Source organism: Bradyrhizobium betae (assembly GCF_004123905.1).
Taxonomy (GTDB): Bacteria; Pseudomonadota; Alphaproteobacteria; order Rhizobiales; family Xanthobacteraceae; genus Bradyrhizobium; species Bradyrhizobium betae_A.
Map to the genome: position 1 here is coordinate 196,606 of NZ_MZXW01000053.1, position 16,234 is coordinate 212,839.

Annotated in this window: 22 protein-coding genes; 14 read left to right on the forward strand and 8 right to left on the reverse strand. The window is 64.8% G+C overall.

All coding sequences use genetic code 11. The annotated features are described in order from the left end of the window. Window positions 1-22 precede the first annotated feature (22 nt). Window positions 23-667: a glutathione binding-like protein gene (locus B5V03_RS36030; protein ID WP_129275130.1), complete on the reverse strand. Its 645-nt coding sequence runs from the start codon at window positions 665-667 to the stop codon at window positions 23-25. A gap of 106 nt (window positions 668-773) precedes the next feature. Between B5V03_RS36030 and B5V03_RS36035 the strand changes: the two genes are divergently transcribed. Then, window positions 774-1,436, forward strand: a complete 663-nt coding sequence (locus B5V03_RS36035; protein ID WP_129275132.1) for a TetR/AcrR family transcriptional regulator — start codon at window positions 774-776, stop codon at window positions 1,434-1,436. A 174-nt stretch (window positions 1,437-1,610) separates the two neighbouring features. Here B5V03_RS36035 and B5V03_RS36040 read toward each other — a convergent pair whose 3' ends face one another. Together B5V03_RS36040 and B5V03_RS36045 are read right to left on the reverse strand one after the other, a co-directional pair. Next, window positions 1,611-3,578, reverse strand: coding sequence for a methyl-accepting chemotaxis protein (locus B5V03_RS36040; RefSeq protein ID WP_164988515.1), 1,968 nt, complete (start codon window positions 3,576-3,578; stop codon window positions 1,611-1,613). A 99-nt stretch (window positions 3,579-3,677) separates the two neighbouring features. After that, window positions 3,678-4,643, reverse strand: coding sequence for a 2-hydroxyacid dehydrogenase (locus tag B5V03_RS36045; protein ID WP_129275134.1), 966 nt, complete (start codon window positions 4,641-4,643; stop codon window positions 3,678-3,680). Between the two features lie 144 nt (window positions 4,644-4,787). Here B5V03_RS36045 and B5V03_RS36050 point away from each other — a divergent pair, with 144 nt between their 5' ends. The 4 genes from B5V03_RS36050 to B5V03_RS36065 all read left to right on the forward strand — a co-directional run bounded on the left by B5V03_RS36050 (window position 4,788) and on the right by B5V03_RS36065 (window position 7,640). Next, the gene (locus B5V03_RS36050) at window positions 4,788-5,156 is read left to right on the forward strand and encodes a YciI family protein (RefSeq protein WP_129275136.1); all 369 of its coding nucleotides are present in this window, start codon (window positions 4,788-4,790) and stop codon (window positions 5,154-5,156) included. Then, entirely contained in the window at window positions 5,153-6,448 is a 1,296-nt protein-coding gene (locus tag B5V03_RS36055; RefSeq protein WP_129275138.1) for an RNA polymerase sigma factor, read from the forward strand. Before B5V03_RS36050 ends, B5V03_RS36055 begins: the two co-directional genes overlap by 4 nt. Window positions 6,449-6,640: 192 nt before the next feature. Further along, window positions 6,641-7,177, forward strand: coding sequence for an SRPBCC family protein (locus B5V03_RS36060; protein WP_129275140.1), 537 nt, complete (start codon window positions 6,641-6,643; stop codon window positions 7,175-7,177). Window positions 7,178-7,226: 49 nt separating this feature from the next. Next, the gene (locus B5V03_RS36065; RefSeq protein ID WP_129275142.1) at window positions 7,227-7,640 is read left to right on the forward strand and encodes a VOC family protein; all 414 of its coding nucleotides are present in this window, start codon (window positions 7,227-7,229) and stop codon (window positions 7,638-7,640) included. A 102-nt stretch (window positions 7,641-7,742) separates the two neighbouring features. Here B5V03_RS36065 and B5V03_RS36070 read toward each other — a convergent pair whose 3' ends face one another. From B5V03_RS36070 to B5V03_RS36085, 4 genes are all read right to left on the reverse strand, one after another. Next, window positions 7,743-8,093: a hypothetical protein gene (locus B5V03_RS36070; protein ID WP_129275501.1), complete on the reverse strand. Its 351-nt coding sequence runs from the start codon at window positions 8,091-8,093 to the stop codon at window positions 7,743-7,745. A gap of 433 nt (window positions 8,094-8,526) precedes the next feature. Further along, window positions 8,527-8,868, reverse strand: coding sequence for a hypothetical protein (locus B5V03_RS36075; protein WP_129275144.1), 342 nt, complete (start codon window positions 8,866-8,868; stop codon window positions 8,527-8,529). 257 nt (window positions 8,869-9,125) lie between these two features. Continuing rightward, on the reverse strand, window positions 9,126-9,563 hold the full coding sequence (locus B5V03_RS36080; RefSeq protein ID WP_129275146.1) for a hypothetical protein: 438 nt from the start codon (window positions 9,561-9,563) through the stop codon (window positions 9,126-9,128). Between the two features lie 7 nt (window positions 9,564-9,570). Continuing rightward, window positions 9,571-10,359: an SDR family NAD(P)-dependent oxidoreductase gene (locus B5V03_RS36085; protein WP_129275147.1), complete on the reverse strand. Its 789-nt coding sequence runs from the start codon at window positions 10,357-10,359 to the stop codon at window positions 9,571-9,573. Between the two features lie 157 nt (window positions 10,360-10,516). On the opposite strand from B5V03_RS36085, the gene B5V03_RS36090 reads away from it, so the two are divergent. The 9 genes from B5V03_RS36090 to B5V03_RS36125 all read left to right on the forward strand — a co-directional run bounded on the left by B5V03_RS36090 (window position 10,517) and on the right by B5V03_RS36125 (window position 15,535). Beyond that, window positions 10,517-10,882, forward strand: a complete 366-nt coding sequence (locus B5V03_RS36090; RefSeq protein WP_129275149.1) for a nuclear transport factor 2 family protein — start codon at window positions 10,517-10,519, stop codon at window positions 10,880-10,882. Between the two features lie 129 nt (window positions 10,883-11,011). Continuing rightward, window positions 11,012-11,416: a YciI family protein gene (locus B5V03_RS36095; protein ID WP_129275151.1), complete on the forward strand. Its 405-nt coding sequence runs from the start codon at window positions 11,012-11,014 to the stop codon at window positions 11,414-11,416. 59 nt (window positions 11,417-11,475) lie between these two features. Beyond that, window positions 11,476-11,841: a YciI family protein gene (locus tag B5V03_RS36100; RefSeq protein WP_129275153.1), complete on the forward strand. Its 366-nt coding sequence runs from the start codon at window positions 11,476-11,478 to the stop codon at window positions 11,839-11,841. A 129-nt stretch (window positions 11,842-11,970) separates the two neighbouring features. After that, the gene (locus B5V03_RS36105) at window positions 11,971-12,723 is read left to right on the forward strand and encodes a TetR/AcrR family transcriptional regulator (RefSeq protein WP_129275155.1); all 753 of its coding nucleotides are present in this window, start codon (window positions 11,971-11,973) and stop codon (window positions 12,721-12,723) included. Window positions 12,724-12,844: 121 nt separating this feature from the next. Next, window positions 12,845-13,336: a DUF2852 domain-containing protein gene (locus B5V03_RS36110; protein WP_129275157.1), complete on the forward strand. Its 492-nt coding sequence runs from the start codon at window positions 12,845-12,847 to the stop codon at window positions 13,334-13,336. A 238-nt stretch (window positions 13,337-13,574) separates the two neighbouring features. Next, window positions 13,575-13,832 (forward strand): hypothetical protein, encoded by a 258-nt coding sequence (locus tag B5V03_RS36115; protein WP_129275159.1) that lies wholly within the window; start codon window positions 13,575-13,577, stop codon window positions 13,830-13,832. Further along, window positions 13,829-13,966 (forward strand): hypothetical protein, encoded by a 138-nt coding sequence (locus B5V03_RS41860; protein ID WP_164988516.1) that lies wholly within the window; start codon window positions 13,829-13,831, stop codon window positions 13,964-13,966. Before B5V03_RS36115 ends, B5V03_RS41860 begins: the two co-directional genes overlap by 4 nt. 63 nt (window positions 13,967-14,029) lie before the next feature. Continuing rightward, window positions 14,030-14,797 carry a serine O-acetyltransferase gene (locus tag B5V03_RS36120; RefSeq protein WP_129275161.1) on the forward strand — a complete coding sequence of 256 codons (768 nt, stop codon included), beginning with the start codon at window positions 14,030-14,032 and terminating at the stop codon, window positions 14,795-14,797. A gap of 27 nt (window positions 14,798-14,824) precedes the next feature. Next, window positions 14,825-15,535 (forward strand): SDR family NAD(P)-dependent oxidoreductase, encoded by a 711-nt coding sequence (locus B5V03_RS36125; RefSeq protein WP_129275163.1) that lies wholly within the window; start codon window positions 14,825-14,827, stop codon window positions 15,533-15,535. A 16-nt stretch (window positions 15,536-15,551) separates the two neighbouring features. Here the strand turns inward: B5V03_RS36125 and B5V03_RS36130 are convergent, their stop codons facing one another. Beyond that, the gene (locus B5V03_RS36130; RefSeq protein ID WP_129275165.1) at window positions 15,552-15,839 is read right to left on the reverse strand and encodes a hypothetical protein; all 288 of its coding nucleotides are present in this window, start codon (window positions 15,837-15,839) and stop codon (window positions 15,552-15,554) included. Between the last annotated feature and the right edge of the window lie 395 nt (window positions 15,840-16,234).

Sequence of the window (16,234 nt, forward strand, 5' to 3'; positions counted from 1 at the left end):
ACGATGCCTTGATTGTACGAGCTTACGCCGCCGCCTTCCGCCGCGCCTGCTCGGCCTTGTACAGCTCGAACTCCTCCGCGATCGCCTTGGCGATCGACGGACGCTGGCGCAGGCGCTCGTAATACGCCTTCAGGTTCGGCCATTTCGCGAGCTCGATCGGCGGCGTCGCCATGGTCCAGTTGATGACCGTGACGAGATAGGCATCGGCCACGCTGAAATGGTCGAGCAGGAAGTCGCGCCCCTTCAGGTGGTTTTCGACATAGTCGAGCCGCGACAGGTTCTTCTCCAGTGCATAGGCCTTGGTTTCCTGCGGCGCCTTGCGGTCGAGCACGGGGATGAACAGCCCCTTGTGCAGCTCGGTGCCGATGAAGCAGAGCCATTGATGCAGCCGCGTGCGGTCGATGCCGGGTCCGGTGCCGAGGCCGGATTGCGGAAAACGATCGGCGACATATTGCAGGATCGCGGCGTTCTCCGTCAGCACCACGCCCTCGTCGGTGCGCAGCGTCGGCACCAGGCCGATCGGGTTCACGGTGCGGAAGTCGGAGCCGTCCTTCAGCACCGTCTTGGTCGGAGAATCGACTTCGAGATAATTCGCTTCCGCGCCGGCTTCATAGAGTGCGACGCGCGTCGCCATCGAACACGCGAGCGGCGAGAAATAAAGATCCATCTTGGGCCTCCTTGGGCAAATCCTCTTTGGGTGTCGCTCAACCTGGCCAGATTGATTTTTGTACCATCTTGCATAATATAGGGGAGGTCAAGGATTAATTTGCGAAATGGTACAAAAATCGAAACCGCCAGCTGCCGCCAATGAGCCCGAGCGCCGCGGCCAACCCAAGCGCCGCGGCCGTCCGCGCGCCTACGAGCCCGAGGTCGCGCTCGGCAAGGCGCTCGACCTGTTCCGCCGGCAGGGCTTTGCCGCGACCTCGCTCGACGATCTCAGCGAAGCCACCGGGATGAACCGACCGAGCCTCTACGGCGCCTTCGGCGACAAGCGCGAGCTCTACATCAAGAGCTACCAGCGCTACCGCGAGGACGCCCGCGCATCGATGGTGGAGATTTTTCGTGAGGAGATGCCGGTGCGCCAGCGGCTGGAGCGCATCTTCGCCTCCGCGCTGAACATCTATCTGTCCGGCGAGACCGGCCCGCGCGGCTGCTTCACGGTGGTCACTGCGGCGTCCGAGGCGGTGAGCGATCCGGATATTCGCGCCATGGTGCTCGACGGCTTGTCTGAACTCGACAAGGCCTTTGCAAGTTGCTTTCGCAAGGCCAAGGAGAAGGGCGAGTTGCCGGAGAGCGCAGATCCCGCCGTGCTGGCGCAACTCGCGTCAGCAACGGTGCACTCAATCGCCATCCGCTCCCGTGCCCGCGTGTCGCGCAAAGATCTGGAGGCGATCGTGACGGGCGCGATTGATGTGATGGTGGGCGCTAAGGGGTAGCTGTCGTCCCGGACAAGCGCGCCTCAAGCGCGCGCCGATCCGGGACCCATAGCCACAGGGAGTGGTTTGGCGAAGACTCGGAGTTATCTGCTTCGCGCCACACTGCGTCCTGTGGTTATGGGTCCCCGCGTTCGCGGGGACGACATCCGTGGTGCCGCGCGATCCCGTGCCTCACTACGCCGCGCGAATCTGCGCCAGGAAGCGATCGACCTCGTCCCGCAGCCGCTGCGACTGCTTCGACAGCTCGATCGCCGAGCCCAGCACTTCCTCTGCCGCCGTGCCGGTCGCGGCGATGCCGTCGGTGACGCCCGCGATGTTTTGCGAGACCTCGCCGGTGCGGGCGGCGGCCTGCTGGACGTTCTGCGCGATCTCCTGCGTCGCCGTGCCCTGCTGGCCGACGGCTGCCGCAATCGCGGCCGAGATCTCGTCGACCTGCTGGATCGTCGCGCAGATCGACTGGATGCCGTCGACGGCGCCTGATGTCTCGCCCTGAACGGCCGTGACCTGGGCGCCGATTTCCTCCGTCGCCTTCGCGGTCTGCGTCGCCAGCGCCTTCACCTCCGAGGCGACCACGGCAAAGCCGCGGCCGGCTTCGCCCGCGCGCGCCGCCTCGATCGTCGCATTCAGCGCGAGAAGGTTGGTCTGCCCCGCAATGCCGTTGATGAAGGAGACGACGTCGCCGATCTTTTGCGCGGCATCCGCCAGGCTCTGCACGCGTGCATTCGACGCCCGCCCGTCGCTCGCGGCCTTGCCGACCACTTCGGTCGCATGCGCGAGCCGCCGGCTGATCTCGGTCATCGACGAGGACAATTCTTCGGCGGCAGCGGCGACCGTCTGCACGTTCTCCGAGGCGAGCGCCGAGGCCGACGACACCGTGCGGGTCTGCTGGCGCGACTGCTCGACGATGTCGGACATCGAGCGCGCCGTGTGCTCCATCTCGACCGCGGCCGCGGACACCGTGGTGACGACGTCGCGGATGCTGGCTTCGAAATTGTCGGCAAGGGCTGCAAAGGTGCGCCGCTTCTCCGCTTCGGACTGCGCCTTGGCCTCGAGCTGATCGGCCTGAAGCCTGCTGAAGTTGACGGCATTGTCGCGGAACACTGCGACCGCCTTCACCATGGCGCCGACTTCGTCATTCGCCTTATGAACCGGAACGGCGACGTCGAGACGTCCGTCCGCGAGTTCGCGCATGACATTCGTGATCGACAGGATCGGCCGCGAGATGCTGCGGGCGATGAGATAGCCGACGATGCCCGCCAGCACGAGCCCGAGCGCGGCAATGCCGATCGCCAGCATCCAGGCACGGTCGGCGGAAGCTTCGTAATCGGCGTTGTCCATCACCAGCTCGACGGCGCCGAGCGGCTTGCCGGAAAAATCCCTGATCGGCCCGAGCAGGGCGGCGACCGGAGTAGTGTCGAGCTTCGCCTGCCGCACCGTGAAGTCGCCGCCGGCGGCGCGGCCGTAATCGGCCGCATCGAAGAAGCTCTTGCCCTTCAGCGTGCCGCCGAACAGCTTGAAGCCCGAGCCGTCGGCGAGATGGAAGGCAACGTCGACATGACGGTTCGACTTGAAGTCGTCGAGGAAGGACTGGCCGAAGGTCAGGCCGAATTCCACCGAGCCGAGATGTGTGCCGCCTTGCGCGATCGGCACCACGCCGCGGATGCCGAGCCCGGCGACGCCGCCCTCGAGGCCGACCACCACCTTGCGGTCCTGGTTGGCGACGACCACGGTCTTGCGGAAGCCGGAGAGGTCGTCACCGAATTTGGCCGGCTGGTGCACGCGCAGGAACGAAGTCGCCGGCGGCACATGGAACTGGAACTGGTCGACGCCGTAATCGGACTTGATGGCGGCGAACACCGGCCCGAACAGGCGCACCAGCGCCTCGCGGTCCTGCTTCGCCATCGCCTCCTGCGTCGCCGGCATGGCCGACACCACCGCGCTCATCGCGGCGGCGCGGCGGGACTCCTCGGTGAGGCGCGACTGAAGCGCATCGTAATGGCTGCGCAGCTCGCGCTGGTCGGCGCGGTCGATGATCCCAGCGATGATCCACATCGCCCCCAGCACCGCGAACAGGGCGGTCGCCGCCGCGGTCACCGCCAGCGCAACCGTGATCCGCATCCTGAGGCCGAGGCTCGCCCGCATGTCCTGCTCGTTCTTTCACCGCTGGTTAAGAACGACTATCAACTTCTCGCTAAGAGAGGGTGAACGGGGACGACACCGAGGGTAGGACGCCGAAGCGCCCTAATACCCCCGGCCCCGGTCCACCACGTTCTCCAGCGCCCCGCCGGCCTCGAACCGTGCGATCTGCTCGGCCACATAGGCCGAGATCGCGTCCGCGTCGGTGTCGGCGGCGTTGTGCGGCGTCAGCAGCACCTTGGGATGGGTCCAGAACCGGCTGTCCTTCGGCTGCGGCTCCTGCACGAAGACGTCGAGCGAGACGGCGCCCAGCGTGCCGTCGTCGAGACAGGCGAGAATATCGGCTTCATTCTGCAAACCGCCGCGGCCGGCGTTGATCATGACCGGCGCGCCGAGCGGGCTCTTGCGGTTGAGCTTGGTGAAGACGTCGCGGTTGAGGATGCCATGTGTGTCGGGCGTCAGCGGCAACAGGCTGACCAGGATGTCGGTCGTGCGCAGGAAGGCATCCATTCCGGCGGTGCCGTGGAAACATTCGACGCCCTCGATGGTGCGCGGGCTGCGGCTCCAGCCGGTGACGCGGAAACCGAGCCGCCGCAGCACGTCGGCCGCGTCCGCGCCGAGCGTGCCGAGCCCCATGACGCCGACCGTCACCGCGCTCGCGGGCCACTGATATTTCGGCTCCCAGCGCTTGGTGCGCTGCGAGTCCCGCAGGTACAGCTCCTGGCGGTGGTGCATCAGCACATGCAGCACGACATATTCGGTCATGCGGTTGGTGAGGTCAGGCACGGCGACGCGGACCAGCGGCACGTCGGGCAGGCTCTTGTCGGCCATCAGCGCGTCGACGCCGGCGCCCAGGTTGAAGATGGCGCGCAGGTTCGGAAACGCCTTGAGATCGCCCGGCACCGGCTTCCACACCGCCGCATAATGCACCTCGGCCGGATCGAGTGCGGAATTGGGCAGCAGCACCACGCGGCGGCCGCCGCAGACCGCCTCGAATCGGGCCTTCCAGCGCTCCGGCAGCCAGTTCTGCTGCGTGCTGTTGATCAGGACGGCCAGTGTGCCCACGGTCATTCGAAGTGCCTCATAAGGTTCCGCTTTTGCTGGCCCTCCTTGGCACGATCTGCTGGATTTTTCTTGCAATTTTTTTCCGCAGCCCTGTCGGGGCGGGGCATAGTGGATCGTCTTTAAAACAAGCGTTCAGGGAAGGTGCTGCCCATGCTTTATGCGATCCTCTGCTATCACGACGAGGACTTCGTCGGCTCCTGGAGCAAGGACCAGGACGAGGCCGTGATGAAGAAGCTCGCCGTGGTGCAGGAGAAGCTCACACAGCAGGGCCGGCTCGGCCCGGTGGCGCGGCTGCTGCCGACCACCGCGGCGGCGACGCTGCGCAAAGAGGATCCGCCGCTGGTGCTCGACGGCCCCTATGCCGAGACCAAGGAGCAGTTGCTCGGCTTCTATATCGTGGATTGCAAGAATCTCGACGAGGCACTCGACGTTGCCCGCGACCTCGGCGCGGCCAATCCCGGCGGGGCCTATGAAGTGCGGCCCGTGGGCGTGTTCAGGCCCGGAGGAATTTCGGCGTGAGCGACACCGATACCGCCTGGATCGAGACCGCGCTGACATCGGCGCGTCCGCAGGCGGTGGGCGCGCTGCTGCGCTATTTCCGCGATCTCGATACCGCCGAAGAGGCCTTTCAGAACGCCTGCCTGCGCGCGCTGAAAACCTGGCCACAGAACGGACCACCGCGCGATCCCGCGGCCTGGCTGATCATGGTCGGCCGCAACGTAGCGATCGACGAGGTGCGCCGCACCCGCAAGCTGCAGCCGCTGCCGGAGGACGACCAGGCGGTCTCCGATCTCGACGACGCCGAAGGCGCGCTCGCCGAGCGGCTCGACGGCTCGCATTATCGCGACGACATTTTGCGGCTGATGTTTATCTGCTGCCACCCGCAGCTGCCGGCTACCCAGCAGATCGCGCTCGCGCTGCGCATTGTCTCCGGTCTCACCGTGAAGCAGATCGCGCGCGCATTCCTGGTCTCGGAAGCCGCGATGGAGCAGCGCATCACCCGCGCCAAGGCGAAGGTTGCCGAGGCCGGAACGCCGTTCGAAACGCCCGGTGCAATCGAACGCTCGGAGCGGCTTGTCGGTGTTGCGGCCATGATCTACCTGATCTTCAACGAGGGCTATTCGGCCAGCGGCGACACGGCCGAGTTGCGCAAGCCGCTGTGCGAGGAGGCGATCCGGCTGGCACGGTTGCTGCTGCGGCTGTTCCAGAGCGAGCCGGAGATCATGGGATTGACGGCGTTGATCCTGTTGCAGCATGCACGCAGCGCCGCACGCTTTGCCGCGGACGGCTCGCTGATCCTGCTGGACGACCAGGACCGTTCACTGTGGAACGGCACCATGATCGCGGAAGGCCTGGCGCTGATCGACAAGGCGATGCGCCATCGCCGCAGCGGTCCCTATCAGATCCAGGCGGCGATCGCAGCGCTACATGCGCGCGCCGCGACGCCGGAGGAGACCGACTGGGCCCAGATCGACCTGCTCTACGGCGCGCTGGAGCTGGCGCAGCCCTCGCCGGTGGTGACGCTCAACCGCGCGGTCGCGGTGTCCAAGGTGCGGGGGCCGCAGGCCGCGCTCGATTTGATCGAGCCGCTGGCGCCAAAACTCGCCAACTATTTCCATTTCTACGGCGTGCGCGGCGCCTTCCTGATGCAGCTCGGCCGCAACGACGAAGCCCGCATCGCCTTCGACCGCGCCATCGCGCTCGCCAACACCTCGGCCGAAGCCGCCCACATCCGCATGCATATCGATCGGCTGATCCGGGACAACCAGCCGAAGGGTGGCGGCGCCCGGCAGGGCGCGAAGGCGAAATAGGCCCAACTCTATCCCCGCCGTCATGCCCGGGATTGTCCCGGGCATCCACGTTTTTTCTTGGCGTTCAAGGCTTGGATGGCCGGGACAAGCCCGGCCATGACGGGGAGTGGGCAGTTTGCCAGGAAATTCACTCCACGATTGTCGGCCCCGCCCTTTCTCCTTCGTCTTAACTCCGTATCCGAGGAGTTCCTTATGCTGAAAGCCATTGCCATCATCGCCATCGTGCTCGCGGTCGGAATCGCGGGCATCCTCGTCTTTGCATTGACAAAACCCGACACGTTCCGCGTCGAGCGCTCGCTGGCGCTGAAGGCGCCCGCCAATGCGATCTATCCGCTCGTTTCCGATTTCCACTTCTGGACCAACTGGTCGCCTTATGAGAACCGCGATCCCGCGATGAAGCGGACCTTTGGCGGAGCCGCGGCAGGCAAGGGCGCGACCTATGCCTGGGACGGCAATAATAATGTCGGCGCCGGCCGCATGGAGATCCTCGAGGCGAATGCGTCGTCAAAACTGCGCATCAAGCTCGATTTCGAGCGGCCGTTCGAGGGCCACAACACCGCCGAGTTCACCTTTGTGCCGCAAGGCGATGCCACACTGGTGACATGGGCGATGTACGGTCCAGCCCCGTTCATGTCCAAGGTCATGCAGGTCTTCGTCAACATGGACACCATGATCGGCAAGGATTTTGAGGCCGGCCTCGTCAGCCTGAAGAAGCTCACCGAGAAGTAACGCCCCGGTGGCGCAAGGAAACCAAAAAGCAAACCAAAGGAGAGAAGCAATGCTCAATCCCTATCTGTTCTATCAGGACACCTGCGAAGCGGCGTTCAATTTCTACGCCAAGACTCTCGGCGGCAAGATCGACGCGATGATGCGGTCATCGGACGCGCCGCCGGACGTGCCGGCCGCGCCCGGTCGCGAGAAGACGATCATGCACGCACGAATGTCGCTGCCTGACGGCACCGTGCTGATGGCCTCGGACGTACCGGGTGAGCACTTTAACAAGCCGCAGGGCTTTGCGGTCTCGATCACGGTCGCGGACCCCGCGGACGGCGAACGCAAGTTCAACGCGCTTGCCGACGGCGGCACCGTCACCATGCCCTTCAGCAAGACCTTCTGGGCCAAGGGCTTCGGCATGTGCGTCGACAAGTTCGGCATTCCCTGGATGGTGAACTGCCCGGCGGAGGGAATGTGACGGGCGAGGTCGCCTGATGCGCTGTGTCCCGCTTTCCGTTGAGACGGGAAGCGGGACAGGCATCGTATCGTCACATCATGGCCGGATCGGCCGGTTGCTCGCTTAACGGATTGATCCGGTCACGTCTTCGCTCGGTGGGGGCGCCTGAACGCAGCGTGGGCAGATCACGAGCTTCGTGCCGAGCTGCCTGTCGTTCTCGGCTTCGATCTCGTCGTGGACCGCCCACCACGCCTCGGAGTAGGGGCGCAAGGTGGCGAGCACTCTGTCCCGCTCCTGATTGGGATCGCTCACTGCAGGTGCCGGACTGGTCACGCGCCGCTTTGTGACAGCAGGCCGGTTCGGATTCTGGCCCAGGCCGTCCCATGCGATCGGACGACGCTCCTGCGCCGGCGCGCCCGCGCATCCCATGAGCGCTGCGCAAAAAGTGAGCAAGACGAGGCTGTGTCGCATGATGCCGGATCCCAGGTGCGGTACGCGACACGCAAAATCCGCGTGGGAAGCCTTGCATCGCGCCGGTGAAATGGAACTTAAGGGAAACGACGTGGCCGGCATGGCCGAATATGGAATCATACTCTGGCGTGACATTGCGAGAGCAGTGAGGCCTCTTCGTGAAAAGGTACGGATCGCATCGCACAACAACTGGCGCAATATTAGGCTGTGAACAGCGCGCCAGAATCGCTAATCATTCGTTCATAAATTCTACACACTGGGGTGGGCGTGACTTGGAAGGGGAGCGGCCGATGGCAGCGGCGCTACAGATCAACTTTGCACTTTGGGGTATGCTCATCTGCGCGAGCATGGAATTGGCGCAGATGATCCAGAGGTTCTACTAGAACCATTGAAGCGCATGACCGGCGCAATTTCGCCGGCGCGCTTTGTTTGCCTGCTAGCTCACGAGCAACGCGATGAGCGTGAAGCTGACGCTCGCGATCACGATCATCGAAACGATGTAGTTGCTCGCCCGCGCGGTTCGCGGTGGCCGCGGTCTCCTCGGTCGCGCCGGCTCGACGCCGCGGGCAGGCCTGGACGGCGCAAGCGGAGCCTCGGCGCTGGAACCGACATACTTCACATAGAGCTCGAGCAGCCGCAGCTCGGACGGCAGGTCCATCAGGCCCTCGCGGTCGCGCTGCGACAATAACTCGAACTCGACGGTTTCCTCGGAGCTGAGCGGACCGAGGACGATCCGTCCCTGGTCCGACAGGCGGTAGCGAAAATCGATGGGCTGCATGGCGAGCGCCCCGTTTGAAAATGAGTAATCCTGAAAAAGTGAGTCCATCCTAGTCCGTGACCATTGCTGAGTTTGTGACGCAGCCTCAGTCCGGCCACCACCATCATAGACTGCAGGGAAAAGCTGAAAACCGCGTAAATTGTGCAGGCATTGCAAAGCGGTTGAGCGAATTTCGCGTCCGGACAGTCGGAATTTTGCATAATTGCCCAATCATCGGACAGCAGCGGCTTCATCGCGGTCACATGGCCGGCCGATCGTCACCGGCAGCGGGGATAGATCGCGGCGAGGTCGCGCCCCTTCAACACCAGCAGTCGCGAGGTCAGACCGCCGCGGCGGCTGATCCAGTCGCGCACCGGACCGGGATAGGCCTGGAGCACCGCGTCGGAGGCTTCCGGCTCGGCCCAGAAGCGCCCGCGCCGGTCGACCGACCGCGCGGCATGGAAGCCGAGCACGGCACGTTTGGTGACGCAGATGCGCTCGCCCGGCACGATGCTCAGTACCAGCGTACAGGCGGACAGGCAGGGACCGTCGATCACCACGCGCTCGCCACTCTCGCGCACCTTCTCGAACAGGTCGAGGAACGGCCCGACCTGTCCGCCCGGTGACTGGATGATGCGGATCTCGGCCGCGGCGGGCGCGGAGGCGAGCAGGGCGGATGCGAGCATCAGGACTTTGAGGAAGGTGATGCGTCGCATGAAGCCTCTACCCGTTCCGCCTTTGCCCGCGCAGCGTCGGCAAGCCGATGCCGGCTGCATCGAAGCCGCCATCGACGGCCAAAATTTGACCGGTGATGTAGCTCGATCGTTCCGAGCACAGGAAATAGATGGCGTCCGCGAGCTCGTCTTCCAGGCCGTAGCGGTTGAGCGGAATGGCGTCGTGATAGTCGGCGCGGATCTCCTTGGTGTGAACCTGCTTGGCCATCGCGGTGTCGACCGGCCCGGGCGCGACCGCGTTGACGCGGATGTTGAGCGAGGCGAGCTCGACCGCGAGCTGCTTGGTGAGATGGGCAAGGCCCGCCTTGCTGGTTCCGTAGGCCGAGCGCAACGTCGAGGCGCGCACGGCCGAGATCGAGGTGATGTTGACGATGGCGCCGCCATCGGCCTCGCGCATCAAGGGCACCGCGGCCTTGGTGCAGAGGAACGGGCCGGTGAGGTTGACTTCGAGCACGCGGCGCCAGTCGGTCTCCGACGTCTCCATCAGCGGCGCGAACACGGCGATGCCGGCATTGTTGACCAGCGCATCCAGCCGGCCGAACCGCTGCTCGACCGTTTTCATCGCGGCAGCGACCGCGTCCCTGTCCGAGACGTCGCAGGTCAGCGCCAGCGTCGCCTCGCTCTGGCCGATCCCGGCGACGGCGCGGCCGAGCAACTCGCCTTCGATGTCGAGCAGCGCCACGCGCCAGCCTTCGCCAAGGAACTTCTTCGCGGTCGCAAGCCCGATGCCGCGCGCGGCTCCGGTGACGAGGGCGACTTTTTGCGGGGCTTGCGGCATTGGCGGGGAGTGTCCTGCGTTCGAGAGGGTTGGTTGCGCTCCTTTTACTGCGCTTTGGTCTCGACGAGAAAGGCCTTGGCGGCCTTCGCGGTGTGCGGATGTCGGCGCGGTCGTGCGTGAATCGTCTTCAAGAGGATGTCCTTCAGGGAGGCGACCAATGACCGAGAACCGCGAGCGCCTGATTCGGAACCTCTTCGCTGCCTATCTCGCCAACGATCGGCAACAGGTCGCCGATGTGCTGGCCGACGACTTTCGCTTCACCAGTCCGTTCGACGACGATCTCGACAAGGCCGCCTATTTCGAGCGCTGCTGGAAGCACAGCGGCTGGATCGCCCGGCACGACATCGAGCGGATTTTCGTCCGGGGCGACGAGGCCTTCGTCACCTATCTCTGTCTGGCGGCGGATGGCAGGAGCTTTCGCAACACCGAATTCTTCACCTTCGCCGGCGGCAAGGTCCGCCGCATCGACGTCTATTTCGGCGCTGCCCGGCAGGACGGTCGTTTCCTGCCGCAGCAGCGCTAATGCGACGCAATGACCTCCAGCATAATTTTTGTTCCCCTGTCGGTTCGGTCAAAGCTCGTTCGTCCTAAAGGGGAGTGCCAGCCCGGAACCCATCGGCGTCTCCGGGAACGAAGAGGAACGAGGAACCACATGCGATTCATGATGCTGATGATCCCGCTCGGCTACGAGAGCGCGCCGGCGGACGTCCAACTCGATCCCGAGCGCGTCGCCGCGATGATGCGCTACAACGAGGCGCTGAAGGATGCCGGCGTGCTGATCACGCTGGACGGCCTGCATCCGCCCGCGATGGGCGCGCGCGTCTCGTTTGCCACCGGCACGCCCGTCGTCACCGATGGTCCCTTCGCTGAATCCAAGGAAGTTCTGGGCGGCTACTGGATGATCGAGGTGGACTCGCGCGCCGAAGCGATCGCCTGGGCCAAGAAGTGCCCGGCCTCCGCCAACGAAATCATCGAGATCCGGCAGGTGCAGGAAATGGCCGACTTTTCGCCGGAGGTTCAGGCGGCCGCCGCCGGTTTCGACGGCCTCAAGAAGTAGTCACAGCGGCCGCGATCAATGCGCGTCTGTCGTCAATCGATCAACAAGGGAGAGAACCGATGAGCACCGAACACAAATTCCTCGCTGTCTATCTCGGCAGCATGAACGGCGAAAAAATGAAGGCCTGGCACGCGATGCCCGAGGCCGAACGCAAGGCCAGGGAGCGCGAGGGCATGGCCGCCTGGCACGGCTGGGTCGAGAAGCACAAGGACGTCATCGTCGAGTTGGGAGGCCCGCTCGGCAAGACCCGGAAGATCGATGCGAGTGGCGTCTCCGAAGTGAGCAATGCGCTGACCGGCTTCACGGTGGTGCGGGCGGCCTCGCAGGAGGAGGCAGCAAAGCTGTTCGAGAACCATCCGCACTTTGCGATCTTCCCGGGCGAGGCGATCGAGGTCATGCCGGTGCTGGCGATCCCGCAGATGTAGCTTCGCGTGAGGTCGTGTCCGGGGCGATACCGACGCATCGCCCCGGCGCGACCCGGTGGAAGTACGGGGTTAATCACGCCCGATTCCCGCTAGTGACCTTCACGCCAAGCTCATGTAAAAGCCGTTCACATGAGCTGGCGCAAGGAAGAGCGCCGCGCGGAGCGCGGCTATCACCACGGCAATCTGAAAGAAGCCCTGTTGCAGGCCGCTCTCGGGCTGATCGCCGAGAAGGGCGCGGCCGGCTTCACCTTCGCCGATGCCGCGCGCATGGCCGGCGTCAGCGCAGCCGCGCCTTACCGGCATTTCCGCGATCGTGATGAGCTGTTGTCCTCGATCGCCCAGCGCGGTTTTGAGCAGTTCGAGGGGCGGCTGACGGCAGCCTGGGACGACGGACGGCCCGACACCGTCACCGCGTTCGAGCGTGTCGGCCGGGCCTATCTTGCCTTCGCCCGCGAGGAGCCGGCGTTCTACAACGCGATGTTCGAATCCGGCCTGCCGGTCGACGCCAATCCGGCGCTGCAGGCCGCAAGCGAGCGCGCCTTCAACATCATCCGCGCCGCCGCCGAGCGACTTGCGGCGCTCGCGCCTCCGGGCGCGCCTCGGCCACCCGCCATGATGATGGCGCTGCACATCTGGTCGATGGCGCATGGCGTCGCCTCGCTGTTCTCCCGCGGCGATGCCGCGCGGCGAAAACTGCCGATGTCGCCGGACGAGCTGCTCGAGGCCGAGGTGCTGATCTATCTGCGCGGCCTCGGCTTCCCGACCGACCGCCGTCCGTCCGCGAAAAGCGCCGAGCCGCCGCCTGTGCCACCGGAGGCATCCTCCGGCTCTAGCGTGCCGCCGGGAGGGACTCCTGGTGGTCCTTGGGGCAAGGCGAAATAAAGTTGCGCAAATAATTCGGCAGGCCTGTCAGGCCGCCAGCTTGACAAAATCGCGGGATGGTCTAGCTATGTAAATGTTATTTACATTCACAACGGCACTGATGCCGTGATGGAGAAGGGAAATGGCCTACACCGCTGATGTCAATCGCTGGCGCGGCCCCTCGGACCAGCAGCAACAGTACGAGCGGCCCCACATGCTCGATACGCCCTGGCATCCTGGCTGGATTGCCGTGACCATTCTCGGCTTCATCATCTGGTGGCCGATCGGACTTGCCCTTCTCTTTTTCACACTCGGGAGCAGAAGAATGTCGTGCTGGAGCAATCAGGATCGCTGGCAGAGCAAGATGGAGCGGATGCAGTACAAGATGGACCGCATGCGTGGCCGCATGGAGCGCCGCGGATTCGGCTTTGGTTTCGGCCCGCCGTCCTCCGGTAATCGCGCCTTCGACGAATACCGCACCGAGACGCTGCAGCGGCTCGAGGAGGAGCAGGTCGAGTTCAAGAACTTCCTCGACCGTCTGCGTCACGCCAAGGACAAGGAAGAGTTCGACCAGTTCATGGCGCAGCACAAGACGCGTCCGACCCCGCCGCCGACCGACCAGCCGCAAAGCTGATCTGACGAGGCTGATCTGAGGCCACATCTCAAAGCCCTCAGGCGCACGCCCCCAAAGTCCTGATGGCCCCGAGCCGCCCGCTTGCGCACCCCGCAGGCGGGCGGTTTGGTTTTGGGGAAATGCCGGCGGGCGTTCGTTCTGCGGCGTTGATCACGTACATGTGCAGGACCGGTAGAACCCGATCCGCGTCAGGCCCGACCAAGTCCTGACAGCGCCTGCTGCGCTGACGGGTACGACCATGACCACCGCCGAACGCAAGGAGATCAGCCGTCGCATCGCGCTGCTCGAGCGCGCGACGGCGCTGTTCGACCGGTTCGGGTCCCTCGTGCCAGTGGTGATCGCGTTCCTCAATCACTGGCCGACGGAGGTCCAGCTCTATCCGCAGTGGCAGGTCGGCGAGTCCTGGCGGTTCTTTCTCAGCCTTTACCTCTATTGGTTCGCGTCATTCGCACTCGGCCGTGCGATCAGTTTTGCGAAGGGGAGCATCGAACCATGATCCTGCTCCGTGATTTCGCGCTCTTCGTCCTGCCCGTATTGCTCGCGGCGGGCGGCTGGCTTTATGCGCTTGGCCTGCGCAAGCGGGCTCGGCCCGGTCTTGAGGGCCAAAGCAAGCGCGTCCCGGCGGCGTGACTGGCGGACTGATCCAGACCGCCTATATTCGCCATGGCAGGCGCAGGCGGACCGGAGGCGACAATGGTGGAAGCTGCGATCACGGCGAGCGACAGCCTCTGGCAGACGATCCGCAGCGAGGCGCAGCGCGCGGCGGCTGCCGATCCGGTGTTCGGCAAGGCCGTAGCGAGTAGTATTCTCGCGCATGACGATTTTGTCGCTGCGCTCGCCGATTTGATCGGGCAGCGGCTCGGCGGCGGCGCCACCGAGCGCGCGCGCTTCACGTCCTTTTCCCGCGACGCCTTTCGCGGCGAGCCGGACCTGATCGAAGCCGCCGGCCAGGATTTGCAGGCGATCGCGCGCCGCGATCCCGCCATCGCCGATCTGCTTCCGCCATTGCTGCATTACAAGGGTTACGTCGCGCTGCAGGCCTGGCGCGTCTCGAACTGGCTCTGGCGCCGCGACCATCGCGATGCCGCGCTGCTGTTCCAGAACGAGGCGTCGAACCGCCTGCAAGTCAGCATTCATCCGGCAGCACACATCGGCTCGTCCGTCTATCTCGACCACGCCACCGGCATCGTGATCGGCGCAAACGTGGTGATCGGCGACGACGTCACCATCCTCCAGAACGTCAGCATCGGCCGACGTGATGAGCTGCCGGCGCGCTCGCCGCGCATTGGCAGCAATGTCTTCATCGGCAGCGGCGCGACCATTCTCGGCGATATCAGCATCGGCGATTTTGCCAAGATCGGCGCCGATACGGTCGTGACCAGCGACGTGCCCGCCGGCTGCACCGCGGTCGGCAATCCCGCGCGGCTGACCAATTGCCCCGAACCTGTAGCAGTGGCCTGACCCCCATCAATCCTTCGGAGAGCTGCAATGAAGACGGCAATCGTTATCGGCGTCGGCCCGGACCGCGGGCTCGGGGCGCGGCTCTGCAAGCGCTTTGCGGCTGACGGACTCAAGGTGATCGTCGCGGGCCGGACGCTGTCTGCGTTGCAGGCGGTTGCAGATGACATCGCGAAGGCGGGCGGAACGGCTGTGCCCTTCGTCGCCGATACGACGAAAGAGAGCGACATCGCCGCGCTGTTCGATGCCGCCGGTGAAAATCTCGACCTCGCCATCTACAACGCCGGCAACAACACGCCCGGCAAGATCATCGAGATGGAGGCCGATTATTTCGAGCAGGCCTGGCGCGTGGTCTGCTTCGGCGGCTTCCTGTTCGGCCGCGAGGCGGTGCGCCGCATGGTGCCGAAGAAGACAGGGACGCTGCTCTTCACCGGCGCCAGCGCCTCGCTGCGCGGACGCTCCGGCTACGGCGCCTTCAACTCGTCAAAAGCGGGCCTGCGGACGCTGGCGCAGGCCATGGCCAAGGAATACGCGGGTGACGGCATCCATGTCGGCCACGTCGTGGTCGACGGCGCCATCGCCGGCGACAAGATCTTCACGCGCTTTCCGGACGCTGCGGGACGCGAGGACAGCCTGATCGACATCGAGGGCATCGTCGATGCCTTCGCCTTCCTCTACCGCCAGCCCGAACGCGCCTGGTCGTTCGAGCTCGACGTGCGGACCTCGAAGGAGAAGTGGTAGATCGCGGTCCAACGGATCAGGCGGCAGCCTTGTTCTTGAAGGCGCCGATGATCGCAGTGAGTATTGCACCGCCGGCGCCACCGGCGACAACCTGTGACACGACGCCGCCAACGCTGAGATTTCCCGATTGCGCTGCGGCCATGACGGACGGAAGCAACAACGTCACGATCTGGCCGAGCACGCCACCGCCGACCAGACCGGAAATGACGTTTCCAGCCATTCCGAGATCAAATGTCGGCGAAGACTTGCCCGCGCCAACTCCACCAAGCGCGCCTGAGACGAGGTTGATCAGAATCTGTTCCATGGGGCTCTCCCGTATGACGGGCAGCCCATCAGCCACTACCATCGGTTGACGGGCGGCCCATCCGGCACTCTCAGGCGGTTTGCAGACAAAAACAATAGTCCTGTGTCGCCGAATGGCGAAGTGAAGTTCCGTCGCGCGTGACACAAACTGCATAACGATGCTTCCGACCGCGCCTTCACCGAATTTCGGATTCGGCGTGGATGATGCGTCCCGCTCGGACGAAATGCGCCGCGAGAACGCCACCCGAAAAAGTGTGCCGTGTGGGCCTTCCCTGACCCTCGCCCGCAACGGACCGGCAAGGGGGGAGGGAACGCAATCCGCGCGGAGGACAAGCCTCGGTGGATCCAAGCCCCGGCCAACCGCCTGCTCCGTCTACTTTTCCGGCGGCCTAATTC